The sequence below is a fragment of the Streptosporangium sp. NPDC003464 genome (genome assembly GCF_053588315.1).
The window spans coordinates 1-15084 of record NZ_JBSFPS010000077.1; the positions used below are offsets into that span (position 1 = coordinate 1).

The 15084-nt window shown below is 71.5% G+C and carries 18 protein-coding genes and 1 pseudogene; 9 read left to right on the plus strand and 10 right to left on the minus strand.

Annotation, left to right across the window (positions count from 1 at the left end; genetic code table 11):
- Nucleotides 1-201: 201 nt before the first annotated feature.
- Nucleotides 202-2304, minus strand: a complete 2103-nt coding sequence (locus ACWDS7_RS18835) for a transglycosylase domain-containing protein (RefSeq protein WP_451930310.1) — start codon at nucleotides 2302-2304, stop codon at nucleotides 202-204.
- A gap of 394 nt (nucleotides 2305-2698) precedes the next feature.
- Here ACWDS7_RS18835 and ACWDS7_RS18840 point away from each other — a divergent pair, with 394 nt between their 5' ends.
- Nucleotides 2699-2995, plus strand: coding sequence for a WhiB family transcriptional regulator (locus ACWDS7_RS18840; protein ID WP_306860659.1), 297 nt, complete (start codon nucleotides 2699-2701; stop codon nucleotides 2993-2995).
- Between the two features lie 225 nt (nucleotides 2996-3220).
- Here ACWDS7_RS18840 and ACWDS7_RS18845 read toward each other — a convergent pair whose 3' ends face one another.
- Both ACWDS7_RS18845 and ACWDS7_RS18850 read right to left on the minus strand, forming a co-directional pair.
- Nucleotides 3221-4408, minus strand: a complete 1188-nt coding sequence (locus ACWDS7_RS18845) for an ArsA family ATPase (RefSeq protein WP_306860658.1) — start codon at nucleotides 4406-4408, stop codon at nucleotides 3221-3223.
- The gene (locus ACWDS7_RS18850; RefSeq protein WP_451930311.1) at nucleotides 4405-5409 is read right to left on the minus strand and encodes an ArsA-related P-loop ATPase; all 1005 of its coding nucleotides are present in this window, start codon (nucleotides 5407-5409) and stop codon (nucleotides 4405-4407) included. The genes ACWDS7_RS18845 and ACWDS7_RS18850 overlap by 4 nt, the downstream gene beginning before the upstream one ends.
- 147 nt (nucleotides 5410-5556) lie before the next feature.
- On the opposite strand from ACWDS7_RS18850, the gene ACWDS7_RS18855 reads away from it, so the two are divergent.
- The 4 genes from ACWDS7_RS18855 (at nucleotide 5557) to ACWDS7_RS18870 (ending at nucleotide 8023) form a co-directional block, all read left to right on the plus strand.
- Entirely contained in the window at nucleotides 5557-5712 is a 156-nt protein-coding gene (locus tag ACWDS7_RS18855) for a DUF4177 domain-containing protein (protein ID WP_306860654.1), read from the plus strand.
- The gene (locus tag ACWDS7_RS18860) at nucleotides 5709-6167 is read left to right on the plus strand and encodes a RidA family protein (RefSeq protein WP_306860652.1); all 459 of its coding nucleotides are present in this window, start codon (nucleotides 5709-5711) and stop codon (nucleotides 6165-6167) included. Before ACWDS7_RS18855 ends, ACWDS7_RS18860 begins: the two co-directional genes overlap by 4 nt.
- Nucleotides 6168-6410: 243 nt before the next feature.
- Nucleotides 6411-7238, plus strand: a complete 828-nt coding sequence (locus ACWDS7_RS18865; protein WP_451930312.1) for an NUDIX hydrolase — start codon at nucleotides 6411-6413, stop codon at nucleotides 7236-7238.
- On the plus strand, nucleotides 7235-8023 hold the full coding sequence (locus ACWDS7_RS18870; protein ID WP_306860648.1) for an MBL fold metallo-hydrolase: 789 nt from the start codon (nucleotides 7235-7237) through the stop codon (nucleotides 8021-8023). The genes ACWDS7_RS18865 and ACWDS7_RS18870 overlap by 4 nt, the downstream gene beginning before the upstream one ends.
- Nucleotides 8024-8222: 199 nt before the next feature.
- On the opposite strand, the gene ACWDS7_RS18875 is transcribed toward ACWDS7_RS18870, so the two are convergent.
- Nucleotides 8223-8903: a Crp/Fnr family transcriptional regulator gene (locus ACWDS7_RS18875; protein WP_012887240.1), complete on the minus strand. Its 681-nt coding sequence runs from the start codon at nucleotides 8901-8903 to the stop codon at nucleotides 8223-8225.
- Between the two features lie 81 nt (nucleotides 8904-8984).
- Here ACWDS7_RS18875 and nth point away from each other — a divergent pair, with 81 nt between their 5' ends.
- Both nth and ACWDS7_RS18885 read left to right on the plus strand, forming a co-directional pair.
- Complete coding sequence (gene nth, locus ACWDS7_RS18880) at nucleotides 8985-9710, plus strand: endonuclease III (RefSeq protein WP_370879670.1); 726 nt, start codon at nucleotides 8985-8987, stop codon at nucleotides 9708-9710.
- 75 nt (nucleotides 9711-9785) lie between these two features.
- Nucleotides 9786-10427, plus strand: coding sequence for an NUDIX hydrolase (locus ACWDS7_RS18885; RefSeq protein WP_451930313.1), 642 nt, complete (start codon nucleotides 9786-9788; stop codon nucleotides 10425-10427).
- Here ACWDS7_RS18885 and ACWDS7_RS18890 read toward each other — a convergent pair.
- Nucleotides 10377-10928 carry a HEAT repeat domain-containing protein gene (locus ACWDS7_RS18890; protein ID WP_451930314.1) on the minus strand — a complete coding sequence of 184 codons (552 nt, stop codon included), beginning with the start codon at nucleotides 10926-10928 and terminating at the stop codon, nucleotides 10377-10379. The genes ACWDS7_RS18885 and ACWDS7_RS18890 overlap by 51 nt on opposite strands.
- A gap of 72 nt (nucleotides 10929-11000) precedes the next feature.
- Here ACWDS7_RS18890 and ACWDS7_RS18895 point away from each other — a divergent pair, with 72 nt between their 5' ends.
- Entirely contained in the window at nucleotides 11001-12200 is a 1200-nt protein-coding gene (locus tag ACWDS7_RS18895; RefSeq protein ID WP_306860643.1) for a MarP family serine protease, read from the plus strand.
- 46 nt (nucleotides 12201-12246) lie between these two features.
- On the opposite strand, the gene ACWDS7_RS18900 is transcribed toward ACWDS7_RS18895, so the two are convergent.
- The 5 genes and pseudogenes from ACWDS7_RS18900 to ACWDS7_RS18920 all read right to left on the minus strand — a co-directional run.
- Nucleotides 12247-12768, minus strand: a complete 522-nt coding sequence (locus ACWDS7_RS18900; RefSeq protein WP_451930315.1) for a DUF309 domain-containing protein — start codon at nucleotides 12766-12768, stop codon at nucleotides 12247-12249.
- A 38-nt stretch (nucleotides 12769-12806) separates the two neighbouring features.
- On the minus strand, nucleotides 12807-13730 hold the full coding sequence (locus ACWDS7_RS18905; RefSeq protein ID WP_306860639.1) for an alpha/beta fold hydrolase: 924 nt from the start codon (nucleotides 13728-13730) through the stop codon (nucleotides 12807-12809).
- Nucleotides 13727-14200 (minus strand): phage holin family protein, encoded by a 474-nt coding sequence (locus ACWDS7_RS18910; RefSeq protein WP_451930316.1) that lies wholly within the window; start codon nucleotides 14198-14200, stop codon nucleotides 13727-13729. Before ACWDS7_RS18910 ends, ACWDS7_RS18905 begins: the two co-directional genes overlap by 4 nt.
- Before the next feature lie 13 nt (nucleotides 14201-14213).
- Nucleotides 14214-14501 carry a Na+/H+ antiporter NhaA gene (locus ACWDS7_RS18915; protein ID WP_451930317.1) on the minus strand — a complete coding sequence of 96 codons (288 nt, stop codon included), beginning with the start codon at nucleotides 14499-14501 and terminating at the stop codon, nucleotides 14214-14216.
- Nucleotides 14497-14790: pseudogene (locus ACWDS7_RS18920) on the minus strand (hypothetical protein); the annotation flags it as partial. The gene ACWDS7_RS18915 and the pseudogene ACWDS7_RS18920, both read right to left, overlap by 5 nt.
- A gap of 100 nt (nucleotides 14791-14890) precedes the next feature.
- Between ACWDS7_RS18920 and ACWDS7_RS18925 the strand changes: the two are divergent.
- Complete coding sequence (locus tag ACWDS7_RS18925; RefSeq protein WP_451930318.1) at nucleotides 14891-15073, plus strand: hypothetical protein; 183 nt, start codon at nucleotides 14891-14893, stop codon at nucleotides 15071-15073.
- Nucleotides 15074-15084: the final 11 nt, after the last annotated feature.

Genomic DNA, 15084 nt, shown 5'->3' on the forward strand with positions numbered 1-15084 from the left:
GCCCCGAACCGGGCCGCACCGCCGGGCCGGCGCCCCGAACCGGGCCGCGGGCCCGCCCTGGGCGGCGCTGTGGGCCCGTCTGGCGGCGGGATGACACCGGTGGACCCCTTGATGTGACGAGAGCCCTCCCCGATGTCTCAGGGAGGGCTCCGGCGTCTCCACGGGGGCTCCGGCGTCCGCGCGGGAGGGGCCCCGCCGGCGCTACGGGATGATGGGGACGGTCAGCTCACCGGGGTCGCCGTCGTTCGGGACGCCGCCGTTGGCGTCGTCGATGATGACGTTGCCGTCGTCCTGGGGCGGCCCGTCGCCGTCCACGTTGCCGGGCTTCCTGACGGGCGGCGGCGCGCAGGCGCCGGAGCAGCCCCCGAAGCGACCCGTGTTCACCGGGGTGAAGGAGCTCGGATCGACGCCCTTCAGGGCGCCCAGCATGGAGCTCTTCCAGATCCGGCCGGAGATCGAGGCGCCGTACACGTAGCTGTAGTAGCGCCCGCCGATGGTCACACCGACCAGGTCGTGCTTGAAGGCGCCGCGCGGGTCGCCGAGGCTGACCGCGGAGGCGAGGTCGGGGGTGAAGCCGGCGAACCAGGCGGCGGTGTAGCCGTCGGTGGTGCCGGTCTTGCCCGCCGCCGGCCGGCCGATCCCGCCGACCTCGGTCATCGTGCCCTTGGTGAACACCCCGGACATGATGTGGGTGGCCGCGTCGGCGACCTCCTCGTCCAGGACCTGGCTGCACTTCGGCTTGTACGGCGTGATCTTGCCGTCGCGGTCGCGGATCTCGGTGATGGCCATGGGCTTGCAGTAGGTGCCGCGGGCGGCGATCGTCGCGTAGGCGGCCGACACGGTCACCGGGTCCATCTCGTTGACGCCGAGCGTGAACGTCTGGACCTCACGGAGCTTGCCCCCGTCGGCCCGCTTGATGCCCAGCTTCTTGGCCATCTTGACCACGTCGCAGAGGCCGACCTGCTCCTCCAGCTTCAGGAAGAAGGTGTTCACCGAGCCGAGCGTGCCGGTCGTCAGGGTCTTGAAGCCGCCGCCGCCCTCGCTGGAGTTGTGGACGTCGTGCTTGGGGTCGCCGACCCGGTTGCCCTCGCAGTCGCGGAAGGCGCCGTAGCTGGGGGCGTAGTAGACCGACCCGGTGCTGTTGCCGTCGTTGAGCTTCATCCCCTTGTCCAGCGCGGTCAGCAGGGTGAAGGGCTTGAAGGTGGAGCCGGCCTGGAAGCCCGCGCCGCCGCCGTGCAGGCCGTCGGCGGCGAAGTTGATGCTGGTCTCGTTCTTCTTCTTGTCCCTGCCGAACTTCCGGCTGGTGGCCATCGCCTTGATGGCGCCGGTGCCGGGGACGACCATCGCCTGCGCCGCGACGGGCTTGTCGCTGGTCTTGACGTATTCGCGCAGGGCCTTCTCGGAGGCCTTCTGCGTCTTCGGGTCGAGCGTCGTCTTGATCGTCAGGCCGCCGCGCTGGAGCCGCTTCTCGCGCTGCGCGGGGGTCTTGCCGAACTCGGGGTTGTTGCGGATCTCCTCGCGGACGTAGACGCAGAAGTAGGGGTACGGGCTCGTCTCGCAGCCGCCGGGGGCGGAGATGTCCTTGTATCCGAGCTTCTTGGCCTTGGCCTCCGCGGCCTCCTGCGTTGTGATCTTGCCGAGCTCGGCCATCCGGTCCAGGACGATGTTGCGCCGCTGCAGCAGCAGCCGCTGCTTGGCCTTGCCCCCGTTGGGGTCGGTCCCGTTCGGGTCCTGCACGGCCCCGGCGAGGGTGGCCGCCTCCCACAGGTTCAGCTTGGCGGCCGGCTTGCCGAAGAACCGCTTGGACGCGGCCTGGATGCCGTAGCCGCTCGCGCCGAAGTAGGAGATGTTGAGATAGCGCTCGAGGATCTCGGCCTTGGTGTATTTCTCCTCGATGGCCATCGCGTAGCGCAGCTCGTTCAGCTTGCGGGAGAAGGTCGGCGCGATCGCGGCCTCTCTCTCCTCCTCGGTCTCCGCGCTGTTGAACAGCACCTGCTTGACGTACTGCTGGGTGATGGAGGAGCCGCCCTGGATGCCTCCGCTGCCCGTGGCGTTCTTCACCGCCGCGCGGAAGGTGCCCTCGATGTCGATCGGGCCGTGCTCGTAGAACCGGAAGTCCTCGATCGAGACGATCGCGGTCTTCATGATGTCGGCGACCTGGTCGAGCGTCACCGACTCGCGGTTCTCGTAGTAGAACTGCGCGAACTGCTTGCCGTCCGCGTCCAGCAGGGTCGTCTTCTCCGGGAGAGGGGGCTCCTTGAGCTCCTCGGGGAGCAGGTGCAGCTCCTCCGTGGTGGAATTCACGGTCAACCCCGCGCCACCCACCGCCGGAAGCGCGATGGCAGCGACCAATACGCCCGCGGCGACAGCCGCGGCGAGCAGCCGCGCGACGTTGCCGACCGCCGATTTCTGATCTTTGCCTTGAGCCTGCACGAGTCCAAGGGTACGTCGGACGGATGGCCCAAACGGTAACGGAACACTATTTCGGCTCGCGTCGAGTACGTACCGGGTCAGGTGACTAGTCATTCCCGGCCACATGGCCGCTGATGACCATGCGAGAAATTGGTCCCGCCGGGGTCTGTCGGCCCGAACGTCTGGTTGCGTACGTTCTCCTTCTGCGGCAATTGAATACGGAGGCTCGACGACCGCGCCCGTCGGCCCCAAGTCACGACTGACCACCTAAGGGGAGTGGGGTCGAATGTGGATCACGGATTGGACCTCCCGTGCTGCCTGTAAGGGTGCGGATCCTGACGCGCTGTTCGTTCAGGGCGCTGCCCAGAACCGAGCGAAGCTGATCTGCCGAGGATGCCCGGTCCGGACCGAGTGCCTCGCCGACGCGCTGGACAACCGCATCGAGTTCGGGGTGTGGGGCGGGATGACCGAGCGCGAACGCCGGGCGCTGCTGCGCCGGCGGCCGGACGTCGACTCCTGGCGGGACCTCCTGGAGGTCGCCAAGGAGGAGTACGAACGGACGAATGAGCTGATCGCCGGCTGAGCCCGCCGATCCCGTACGGCTGGCGCCCGGCGCCAGCCGTACCTTTCTCATGTCCGGAGTCCCTGAGACCCTCATGCCCGGAGTCCCTGGGACGTGCCCTGGGTTTCGGGGGCCGCTCCGGCCGGAGGAGGCGTGCTCCGCCGCGAGGCTTCGGGGCGGGGTGCTCCGGAGCCTCGCGGGCGTGCCGCCCGGTCACGGCCCCCGCCGTCCGGCGCTCTGCTGGACTCAGGCGCTCTGCTGGACGCCCTCCAGGTCCTGCTGGGCGGCCAGGAGCTCGCCGACCCGGCGCAGCCCCTCCAGGTCGTGCACGTCCTCCGACATGGCGGGGACCTGGGCCACGGGCACCGTGGGATGGGCGGAGAAGAAGTGCTCCTGCTCGCGGTGCTCGCGGGCGGCCAGCTGCATCCGGCCGGCGTGCAGCCGGAGCACGGCGGCGGTCAGCTCGTGCTCGCCCCGCGCCTCCAGGTCCTCGGCGGCGGCGGTGCTGCGCGCCGCCGACAGCACGGCGGCCGGCGCGCGGTGCACCCGGTTGACCACGAGCCCGGCCAGGGGCATGCGCTCCTCGGCCAGCCGCTCCACGAAGTACGACGCCTCGCGCATCGCGTCGCGCTCGGGCGCGGCCACGACGACGAACGCGGTCCCGGGTGCCTGCAGGAGCCGGTAGGTCTGCTCCGCGCGGACCCTGAACCCGCCGAAGACGGCGTCGAGCGCGGAGACGAACGTCTGCAGGTCCTTGAGCACCTGCGCGCCCAGCAGCTTGGTCATGGCCCCGGCGACGAGGCCGAACCCGGCGTTGAGCAGTTTGAACGCGCTGCGGCCGCCCGCCTTGGCGGGGGCCATCAGCAGCCGGATCAGCCGGCCGTCGAGGAAGCGGCCCAGGCGTTCCGGCGCGTCGAGGAAGTCGAGCGCGGAGCGGGAGGGCGGGGTGTCCACGATGATCAGATCCCAGTCGCCCGACCGGCGGAGCTGGCCGAGCTTCTCCATGGCCATGTATTCCTGCGTGCCGGAGAAGCTGGACGACAGGGACTGGTAGAAGGGGTTCGTCAGGATCTGGCGGGCCCGCTCGGGGTCCGCGTGGGCCTCGATGATCTCATCGAAGGTCCGCTTCATGTCGAGCATCATGGCGTGCAGCCGGCCCTCGCCCCGCACGCCCGCGACGGGCTTGGGGGTGTTGTCGAGCTCGGTCAGGCCCATCGACTGCGCCAGCCGCCGGGCGGGGTCCACGGTGAGTACCACGGCCGACCGGCCGCGCTCGGCCGCGCGCAGCCCCAGCGCGGCCGCGGTGGTGGTCTTGCCGACGCCGCCGGAGCCGCAGCAGACGACGATCCGGGTGCCCGGGTCGTCGATGATGGCGTCGAGGTCGAGGACGGGGACGGCCCGCTGCCTGCCGGACCGCTCGCTGCGCTCGCTCATGCTGCTCCCTGCGTGTGGATCGATTCGGCCAGCTCGTACAGCCCGGCCAGGTCCACCCCGTCGGCCAGCAGCGGCAGCTCGTAACGGGGACGGCCGGCCTTGGCCAGCGACAACCTCTCGCGCCGCTCCAGTCCTGTGCGGCGGGCGTGTTCGGCGATCTCCTCGGCGAGGGCCTCGGCCACGACGGCGGCGTCGGAGCTGCCGTCCGCCAGCCCGGACGCCTTGAGGCCGAGCGCCAGCTCGGCCGGGTCGAAGCGGCCCTTGCCGACGTCGTCCAGGACGGACTTGGGCAGCAGGGACTCCCTGACCATGTTCGTGAAGATCCCGCCGGGCGGGAGCCCGGCCGCGTGGAGCTCGGCGAGGCCGTCCAGGGTCTCCTGGACCGGCATCTCCTCCAGGAGCGTGACGAAGTGCACCGCGGTCTCGGGGGAGGCGACGACGCCGTTCACCAGGTCGGCGTGGTTCTTGATCGGCCCCATCCTGGCCAGCCCGGCCACCTCGTTGGTGACGTTGAGGAAGCGGGTGATCCGGCCGGTCGGCGGCGCGTCGAGCACCACCGCGTCGTAGATCCGCCGGCCGTCCTTGTCCTTGCGGCGGACGGCCTCGCTCGTCTTGCCGGTGACCAGGACGTCGCGGAAGCCGGGGGCGATGGTCGTGGCGAAGTCGACGACGCCCATCTTGGTCAGGGCCTTGCCCGCCCGGCGCATGCCGTAGAACATCTCGAGGTAGTCGAGCATGGCCTCTTCGGGGTCGATGGCCAGCGCGTAGACGTCCCCCCCACGGGGGGCGACGGCGATCTTCCGCTCCTCGTACGGCAGTGGCGGCAGGTCGAAGACCTGCGCGATCCCCTGCCGCCCCTCGACCTCCACCAGCAGGACCTTGCGGCCGTCCGCGGCGAGGGCGAGGGCGAGGGCGGCGGCGACCGTGGTCTTGCCGGTGCCGCCCTTACCGGTGACGACATGGAGGCGTACGCCGTCCCAATCGGTGTCGCGAGCTCTCACGGTTCGAAGGCTACCCAACGACTACTTGACGATTCGTCGGAGCTGTCCACTGGCGGGGCTCCAGGTACGGATTGTGACAGTGATCCTGCCCACTCGGAGAACGGCGCCAGAGGCGGATCTCGGGGCCGCCTCGCTAATGTGTCCCACATGACGAAATGGGAGTACTCGACGGTGCCTCTGCTGGTCCACGCGACCAAGCAGATTCTCGATAACTGGGGCCAGGACGGCTGGGAGCTCGTCCAGGTCGTGCCCGGGCCGAACCCCGAGCAGCTGGTCGCCTACCTGAAGCGGCCCAAGCCGTGACGCCGCAGGAGAAGCTGGCCGAACTCGGCCTCACGCTGCCCGAAGTCGTCGCGCCGCTGGCGTCCTACGTCCCGGCGATCCGCTCGGGCGACCATGTCTACACCTCGGGCCAGCTCCCGATGGTGGACGGCAAGCTCGTGGCGACCGGCAAGGTCGGTGCCGAGGTGAGCGCCGAGGAGGCCCGCGAGCTCGCCCGGACCTGCGCGCTCAACGCCCTCGCGGCGGCCGCCTCGGTGGCCGGAGGGCTGTCGAACATCGTCCGGATCGTCAAGGTCGTCGGCTTCGTGGCCAGCGACCCCGCCTTCAGCGGCCAGCCTCAGGTGATCAACGGTGCCAGCGAGCTGCTCACCGAGGTCATGGGAGAGGCGGGCAAGCACGCCCGCAGCGCGGTCGGCGTGGCCGTCCTCCCGCTGGACGCGCCGGTCGAGGTCGAGATGATCGTCGAGGTCCGCTGACGGTCGAGAAGGCCGCCGGGGATCGGCCCCCGGGGTCTGCCGGCGGTCGAGGCGGCCGCCGGGGATCGACCGCCGGGGTCTGCCGGCGGTCGAGGCGGCCACCGGGATCACCGGCGGCTGGAACGGCCGCCGGGGTCCGCGGGCGGCCGGAGCGGTCGCCGGGGTCCGCCGGCGATTGTCCGGAGCGGGAGCGGTGCCACATGATGGACCTGAAACCGAGTGTTGTTCGGGTGGAGGGTCTGAATGGGTGGTATTCCGCTCCCAGGTGAGTTCGGTGAGCGTGCGCGCGACATCCTGGCCGGGCGGCTGGAGCCCGCCCCGGCCCGGGATGCCGCCACCGTGGTCATCCTCCGCGAGGGCGTCGAGGTCTACCTGCTGAGGCGGAAGGCGAGCATGGCCTTCGCAGCGGGCGCCTACGTCTTCCCGGGGGGCTCGGTGGACCCCCGCGACGCCGACCACGCGGTCGCCTGGGCGGGCCCCTCGCCCGCGGAGTGGGGAGCGGTCTTCCGGGCGGACGAGAAGACCGCGCGCGGCCTGGTCTGCGCCGCGGTGCGGGAGACGTTCGAGGAGTCGGGCGTGCTGCTCGCCGGGCCGTCCCCGCGGTCCGTCGTGGCCGACACCACCGGCGACGACTGGGAGGCCGACCGGCTCGCCCTGATCGACCGGAGCCTGTCGTTCGCCGACTTCCTCGACGGGCGCGGCCTGGTCCTCCGCTCCGACCTGCTCCGTCCCTGGGCGCACTGGATCACGCCCGAGGTCGAGCACCGGCGCTTCGACACCCGGTTCTTCGTCGCCGCCCTCCCGCCCGGCCAGCGCACCCGTGACGTCGGCGGCGAGGCCGACCAGGTCGTCTGGGTACGGCCCGCGGACGCGGTCGACCAGGCCAAGAACGGCCAGATCTTCCTGATGCCCCCGACCTACCGCACGCTCGGCGAGCTGAGCGACTACCCGACCGTGGCCGACGTGCTCGGGGCCGAGCGTGAGATCGTCACCCTCATGCCCGAGATCGCGGAGGTGGACGGGGAGATGCGCATCGTGCTCGACGACGACTACGGACTCGGTCCCGCATGAGCGGACTGCGGATCCCCCTCGACGGGCCCGACGGGTCCGGCACGGCCCACGCGCTCAGCCTGCTCGCCCCGAACCCGTCCCCGATGACCCTGGACGGCACCAACACGTGGGTGATCGGTCGCGGGGAGGAGGTGCTGGTCGTCGACCCGGGACCGGACGACGGGCCGCACCTGCGGCGGGTCGCCGACCATCTCCGCGGACGCAGGGTGACGGCGATCCTGCTCACCCACGGGCACGACGACCACAGCGGCGGCGCGAGAGGCTTCGCCGAGCTGGTCCGCGCGCCGGTCAGGGCCCTGGACCCCGGCCACCGGCTCGGCGAGGAGGGCCTGGCCGACGGTGACGTGCTCACTGTGGACGGGCTGGAGCTCCACGTCGTGGGCACGCCCGGCCACTCGTTCGACTCGCTCTGCTTCTGGCTGCCGGAGGACCGGGCGATGCTGACCGGCGACACCGTGCTCGGCCGGGGCACCACCGTCATCGCCCCGGACGGCGACCTCGCCGACTATCTGCGGTCCCTGGACCGGCTGCGCGCCAGGGTCGAGCAGGTCGGGGCCCAGGCGCTGCTCCCCGGCCACGGTCCGGTGCTGCCGGACCCGGCCGGCGCGCTGGAGGGCTACATCGCCCACCGGAGGCGGCGGCTGGACCAGATCCGCGACGCGCGGGAACGGGGCGCGAAGACACCGGCGGAGATCGTCGAGATCGTCTACGCGGAGGTCGACAGGTCGCTCTGGCCCGCCGCGGAGATGTCGGTCCGCGCCCAGCTCGCCTATCTCGACGGCTGAGCCCGCCAGTCCTGGCTGTCTCGATGGCTAGGCCCGCCTGACTCGGTTGTCTCGACGGCTGCCTGCCAGTCCCGGCTGTCTCGACGGCTGGGCGCGCCTGACTTGGTTGCCTCGACGGCCGGACGGGGCCGGACGGCCGAGCCGGCCCGCCGGCTGTCGTGACCGCCGGGAGCGTCGCCGGGCAGCCCCGGTGACAGGTCTAGCGCGAGCGGTTGTGCAGCCGCTCCAGGTCCATGATGACCACGGCCTTGGCCTCGATGCGCAGCCAGCCGCGCTGGGCGAAGTCGGCCAGGGCCTTGTTCACGGTCTCGCGCGAGGCGCCGACCAGCTGGGCCAGCTCCTCCTGGGTGAGGTCGTGGTGGACCCGGACGCCGTCGTCGATCCGCTGGCCGAAGCGCTCGGCCAGGTCGAGCAGGGCCTTGGCGACCCGGCCCGGGACGTCGGTGAAGACCAGGTCGGCCAGCACGTCGTTGGTACGGCGCAGCCGCTGGGCCAGGGCCCGCAGCAGGTGCAGGGCCACCTCGGGCCGGCCGGTCAGCCAGGGGCGGAGGTCGTCGTGGCCGAGCCCCGCCAGGCGGACGTCGGTCAGCGCGGTGGCCGACGCCGTACGGGGGCGGGGGTCGAACAGCGACAGCTCGCCGAACATCTCACCCGGGCCGAGCACGCTGAGCAGGTTCTCCCGGCCGTCGGGCGCGGTCCTGGACAGCTTGATCTTGCCTTCGAGCACCACGTAGAGGCGGTCTCCGGTCTCGTTCTCGCTGAACAGGGTCTGGCCCTTGGACAGCTCCACCTCCGAGACACTCGTGCGCAGCGCGGCGGCGCCCTCACGGTCGAGCGCCGAGAACAGAGGGGCTTTGCCCAGCACGTCGTCGGTGTTCACAGTGCCTCCTGTTTCACGGCTCACGCAGTCATTGTGACCTATCCCACCGAGCGACTCTCAAGGGGCCCTTGCGCGTAGGCTGTGCGGGTGCCCCGCAACGTCAGCCGCGCTGGTGAATCCCAGCTTGCCCTGGTCCGTCGCGCCCGGCGGATGGATCGCATCCTGGTGGAAACCTACCCAGACGCACACTGCGAACTCGACTTCCGCGACCCCCTGGAGCTGCTGGTCGCGACGATCTTATCTGCGCAGTGTACGGACAAAAGGGTCAACATGGTGACCCCAATCCTTTTTGCGAAGTACCAGACCGCGGAGGACTACGCGGGCGCCGACCGGGCCGAGATGGAGGACATCATCCGGTCCACGGGCTTCTACCGGGCCAAGACCAACAGCATCATCGGCATGGCCCAGGTCCTGTGCGACCGGCACGGCGGTGAGGTCCCCGGCAGGCTCAAAGACCTCGTCACGCTGCCCGGCGTCGGCCGCAAGACCGCCAACGTGGTGCTCGGCAACGCCTTCGGGGTCCCCGGCATCACCGTCGACACGCACTTCCAGCGGCTCACCCACCGCTTCGGCTGGACCGCGGAGACCGACCCGGTCAAGATCGAACAGGTCGTCGCGGAGCTCATCCCGAAACGGGACTGGACGATGATGTCCCACCGGCTGATCTGGCACGGCCGCCGCATCTGCCACGCCCGCCGGCCCGCCTGCGGCGTCTGCCCGCTCGCCGCGCTCTGCCCTTCGTACGGCATCGGCCCCACCGACCCCGTCCAGGCCGCCAAACTGGTACGCCCCGGCCCCTTCTCGTAACCGCTCCCGCGACCGCTCCCGCGATCCGGGAAGCACAGGACGGGCCGCCGTGTTGCAGAGACCGGAGGTGTGCCCGTGGAAGTGCCCGGATGGTTGGAGACGCTGGCCGAACGGGTCGCGCGGGCACCGGTGCCCCGGCGGCTGCGCCCGCCTGCCTCGGGCGGGCGTCCGGCGGCCGTGCTGATGCTGTTCGGCGAGGGGCCGTCCGGCCCCGACGTGCTGCTGATCCAGCGCAGCTCACGCGGGCGGCGGCACGCCGGGCAGCCCGCGTTCCCGGGCGGCGGTGTGGATCCCGAGGACGGCGGCCCGATCGCCGCCGCGCTGCGCGAGGCCCGGGAGGAGACCGGCCTCGACCCGTCCGGCGTCCACGTGGTCGGCACGATGCCCGAACTGTACGTCTCGCACAGCGAGAACCGGGTCACCCCGGTGCTGGGCTGGTGGCACACCCCCTGCGTGGTGCACGCGGCCTCACCCGACGAGGTGGAGTCGGTGGAGCGCGTCCCGATCACCGAGCTCGTCGACCCGGCCAACCGGCTCAACCTGCGCACCCCGAGCGGTTACTCCAGCCCCGCGTTCCGGGTGCGGGGGCTGCTGGTCTGGGGTTTCACCGCGGGAGTGCTCGACGGGGTGCTCGCCGACTCGGGCTTCGCGCTCCCCTGGGACCGGTCACGGATCGAGGACCTGCCCCCCGACGTCGTCAACCTCGCCTCCCGTTGACAGGGCCAGGCCGAGGCGGGCCCAGTCGGCCACGTCGTCGTCGGGGTCCTTGGCCAGCCGCTGCAGAGCCGCCAGGCCCATCGGGTCGGGCGGGCTGCCCATGATGTTGGGCAGGGCGTAGGCCGCGCCGTACCGGACCCTGGGGTCGACGTGCTCGCCCAGGGCGATCACCGAGGGCAGCGCGCGGCGGTCCCTGAGGTGGCCGAAGGCGATCAGCACGGAGTAGAGGACCATGCGGTCGTCCTCGCTGGCGGCCAGGAAGCGCAGCACCGGCAGGCTCCGGTCGACGAATCCGAGCCTGCCCAGGATGTCGACCCCGAGCATCCGCTCGGCGGCGCTGTCGCCCGCGCACAGCCGCCGGGCCGCGGTGAAGGTCTCCAGGTCGCCCCGCGCGTGCAGCATGGTGATCGCGTGCCAGCGGATCGTGCCGTCGTGGTCCTGGTCCCGCAGCGCGGTCTCGATGAGAGACTCCACGGCCGCCGACCCCCCGATCGTTGCCATATGACCACGATAACCGCAGGGACCTACCAGAAGGGGTGCACGCGCGGGGCAGCGGCTGGATACCGTAAAGGGGTGAGCGGTGATCTCCTCGATCTCATCCTGATCGCCCTGATGGTGGCCTTCGCGGTGTCGGGATACCGCCAGGGGTTCATCATCGGGGCCCTGAGCTTTGTCGGATTCGTCGGCGGCGGGCTGCTGGGCATCTTCATCGCCCCGCCGATCGCCGGCGCCATCATCGACGGTGAGACCGAGCGGGCGCTGCTGGCCATCGTCATCGTCTTCCTCACCGCGACGATCGGGCAGTTCGCGTCCTCGACGATCGGCGCGGTGGTCCGCAGCCACGTCACCTGGGAGCCCGCCAAGGTGGTCGACGCGGTCGGCGGCACCTTCGCCAGCGCGTTCTCGGTGCTGATCATCGCCTGGCTGATCGGGTCGCTGATCACTTTCTCGCAGTTCACCCTGCTGAGCGAGCAGGTCAACAAATCCCTGCTGATCAGCACCGTCGACCAGGCGATGCCGAAGGCGGCCAAGGACTTCCAGAAGCCGTTCAAGGACTTCATCGACACCTCCGGCTTCCCCAAGGTGTTCGACGCCATAGGGGGCAGCCAGCTCGTCGAGGTCGAACCGCCCGACCAGAGCGTGCCCAAGGGCGCGCAACTCTCCCGGGCCCGCCGGGGCATCGTCAAGGTCCAGGGCGTCGCGTCGAGCTGCCGTCGGCACATCGAGGGCACCGGGTTCGTCTACTCACAGAACAAGATCATGACGAACGCCCACGTGGTCGCGGGGGTCGACCAGGACCTCCAGGTCACCGACTACCTCAACAACACCCACCCGGCCAGGGTGGTGCTCTACAACCCCGACAGGGACATCGCGATCCTCCACGTCCCCGGCCTGAACATGCCCATCCTGCGCTTCGACGGCACCGCCAAGAAGGGCGACGACGCCATCGTCGCGGGCTTCCCGCACGGTCACGGCTTCACCATGAACGCCGCCCGTATCCGGGTCCAGCAGAAGGCCAAGGGCGGCGACATCTACGAGCGCAAGACCGTCGTCCGCGACGTCTACGCCATCCGCGGCCTGGTCCGGCAGGGCAACTCCGGCGGGCCGTTGCTCACCCCCGACGGCCGCGTCTACGGCGTCGTCTTCGCGGCGGCGCTCGACCAGCAGGAGACCGGTTACGTCCTGACCGCGGCCGAGGTGTCGCCGGACGCCGAAGACGGCTCCAAGCTGTTCAACCGGGTCGACACCCAGGAGTGCGACCAGAACGACTAGGCCGGGTCCCGTTGGGGCGGGTCCTGGTCGTGCGGGCCGGGTCCCGCTAGAGCAGGTCCCTGATCGCGGCGATGGCCGCCCCGGCGTCCGGACCGTCCACGCCGCCCAGCTTCCGGGCGGTCAGGGCGATCTCCTCGTACGGCATGCCGTACCGGCTGATCCGGTCGGCGCCCCGGGCGAACAGCGCCGTGGCCCCGCGCCGGTTGCCCCGCTGGAGGTGGGTGAGGCCGACGCAGATCTGCGCCAGTCCCTGCCAGAGCTCCCGCTCCTGCTCCGGAGCGGTCTTCCAGCGGCCTTCGAGAACCTCGTGGGCGTGGAACGGCCGGTTCTCGCCGAGCAGCCGGCGCGCCTCGGCGAGGGCCTCGTCGGCGCTGGGCGCGTAGTCGTCCGGGACGCGCTCCACGCCCTCCGCCCCGCGGGGCAGCGGCCGGCCGAAGGCGTCCCGGGGACGCCGGTTGCGGGGCCTGCCGTCGGGATCCCGATCTCTCGCGGTCGGGGGCCTGCCGCCGGGATCCTGGTCTCTCGCGGTCGGGGGCCTGCCGTCCGGATCCTGGTCTCTCGCGTTCATCGGTCGTGGAGCCTCCCCTCCGGGTGTCGGTCTCACGGTCATCGGTCGGGCTCAGGGTCGGACAGCCAGCCGATGAGCTCGGCGTCGAACTCCTCCGGCCGCTCCTCGTGCGGGAAGTGACCCGCCCCCTCGATCAGCCGCCACCGGTAGGGGGCGGCCACGTAGCGGCTGGAGCCCTGGGCGGTGCGGGGCAGGATGTGCCGGTCCAGCGCGCCGTGCAGTTGCAGAGTGGGCGCGGCGATCGCGCTCCGCATGGTCCTGGCGTAGCGCAGCCCGTCGGGGCGGAGCTGGGAGCGGGCGAACCAGCGGTGATACTCCACCGCGCAGTGGGAGACGGTGGGGATGCGGAAGACGTCGCGATAGATCTTCGCCACCTCCTTCTCCGGCCAGCCCGGCCCGGACCACTCCTCCAGCAGCCGTCCCACCATCGCGCCCTCGTTGGCGGTCAGGCGGCGCTCGGGCAGGAACGGGAGCTGGAACCCCAGCGCGTAGGCGCCCGCCCTGAGCTGGCCGAACGGGTCGCCGAACAGCGCCGAGCGGAGCCTGCGCGGATGCGGGGCCGAGACGGGGACGAGCCGGAGGACCGCCTTGGGGTCGAGCACGGACATCGTCCAGGCCAGCAGCCCGCCCCAGTCGTGGCCGACGACGATGGCACCGCTCTCGCCCAGCGCCCGGACCAGCCCGGCCGCGTCACCGGCCAGGGTGGGCAGGTCGTAGCCGCGCGGTGGTTTGTCGCTGGCGCCGTAGCCCCGCAGGTCGACGGCGACGGCGCGGTAGCCCGCCGCGGGCAGCGAGACGAGCTGGTTGCGCCAGCTCCACCAGAACTGCGGGAATCCGTGCAGCAGCAGCACCAGGGGGCCCTTGCCGGCCTCCACGATGTGGAAGCGGGTGCCCCCGGCGTGCACGGAGCGGTGGGTCCACGGGCCTTCCAACCTGACCAGGGACTCGTCGGGGCGGCTCACTGGCCTGGTCTCACCGGTTCGCGGTGCGTGCCGACCTGGCCCGCGGTGGGGGAAGCGGGCGGCGCGGCGGGGCCGAGCCCGCTCTCGCCGCTCTTGATGGTCTTGAGCGAGCGCAGCGTCCGCTTCATCCCGGTCAGGCCCTTGAGCCGCCGGACGCCGAGGAAGACCAGCAGTCCGGCCACGAGCAGGTAGAACACGGTGACGATGGCGAAGGCCAGCCATGTCCACACGCCCAGCTCGACCATGGCGTAGGCGATGGCGAAGGAGGCCAGGATCAGGCACAGGTGGGCCATGAACGCGGCGGCGCCGAAGAGCCCCGCGGCCATGCCGGCCCGTTTGGCGTCGAACCTCAGCTCGCTCTTCGCCAGCTCGATCTCGGCGCGCACCAGGGTGGAGATCTGGTCGCTGGCCGCGGCGACCAGCGCGCCCAGTGACTCCTCCTGCGGCTCCGTGGGTGGATTCAGTGTCATGAACGATCTCCTATCAAGCGCCGGTATCAGACATCATCCTGCGCGTTGAGGTGGTTGTGCACGCGCCCCCGGAGCAGGATCGCCGCGAGGCCGGTGCCGTGGTGCTCGCCAGGAGCACCCCGATGGTCACCGTGTTCACCCGTTCCGGGCCGTCGCCGTAGGCCCGGTCGCCGATGAGCAGGCACACGGTGAACCCGATCGCGGCCGGTATCGAGACGGTGGCCGTGTCCCCGCCGGTGCAGTTCCTCCGACAGTCTGGCCAAGCCGGGCCGTACGGCCGGCCGCGCCCCGCCGAAGACATGGAGGAACTTACCCACGACCGGTCGGGCGATCACCCCCGGCACCACCTGGTGGGCGGCCACCGCGCCGACGGCCTCAGCGCCGAGCGTGACCCCCGCGGACACGGACGCTGGCACGGACGCGGACGCTGGCATGGACACGGACGCTGGCATGGACACGGACGCTGGCATGGACGCGGACGCTGGCATGGACGCGGACGCCGTGCGGTCCGCCGAGAACGGGTGGACGCGGTGGTCGGCCGGCTCGGCGGGGGAGCTCCCCTCGCCCGGGCCGCTGTGCACGTTGGTCATCAGGCCCGGCGCTACCCCGGCGACGGCCGTGTGAACGCCGCCGGTCCCGATGAGACACCGGGCCGTCCCGACGAGACACCGGACGAGGAAGGGGCGGCCGGTGGGACCGGAGTCCGGGGACCCGTCCGGCCTGCGGCAGGCCGTACACGGCGGTGACCGCTACTCGGCCGGCAGGGCCAGGACGTTCGGGCGCCGGGTGAAGCGGGCGGCGGCGACGGTGGCCGCGGGGACGGCCCAACCGGCCCGCGCCCGTGGTCCGTGGCCGCGCCTGCGCGGTCCGTGACCCATGGTCCA

What these genes read in the sequence shown, in the direction of transcription:
- ACWDS7_RS18865 (WP_451930312.1), top strand. Translation starts at nt 6,411, where the DNA reads ATGGGTGGTATTCCGCTCCCAGGTGAGTTCGGTGAGCGTGCGCGCGAC.
- ACWDS7_RS18855 (WP_306860654.1), top strand. Translation starts at nt 5,557, where the DNA reads ATGACGAAATGGGAGTACTCGACGGTGCCTCTGCTGGTCCACGCGACC.
- ACWDS7_RS18915 (WP_451930317.1), bottom strand. Translation starts at nt 14,501, where the DNA reads ATGTCTTCGGCGGGGCGCGGCCGGCCGTACGGCCCGGCTTGGCCAGAC.
- ACWDS7_RS18910 (WP_451930316.1), bottom strand. Translation starts at nt 14,200, where the DNA reads ATGACACTGAATCCACCCACGGAGCCGCAGGAGGAGTCACTGGGCGCG.
- ACWDS7_RS18890 (WP_451930314.1), bottom strand. Translation starts at nt 10,928, where the DNA reads ATGGCAACGATCGGGGGGTCGGCGGCCGTGGAGTCTCTCATCGAGACC.
- ACWDS7_RS18845 (WP_306860658.1), bottom strand. Translation starts at nt 4,408, where the DNA reads ATGAGCGAGCGCAGCGAGCGGTCCGGCAGGCAGCGGGCCGTCCCCGTC.
- ACWDS7_RS18900 (WP_451930315.1), bottom strand. Translation starts at nt 12,768, where the DNA reads ATGAACGCGAGAGACCAGGATCCGGACGGCAGGCCCCCGACCGCGAGA.
- ACWDS7_RS18840 (WP_306860659.1), top strand. Translation starts at nt 2,699, where the DNA reads ATGTGGATCACGGATTGGACCTCCCGTGCTGCCTGTAAGGGTGCGGAT.
- ACWDS7_RS18870 (WP_306860648.1), top strand. Translation starts at nt 7,235, where the DNA reads ATGAGCGGACTGCGGATCCCCCTCGACGGGCCCGACGGGTCCGGCACG.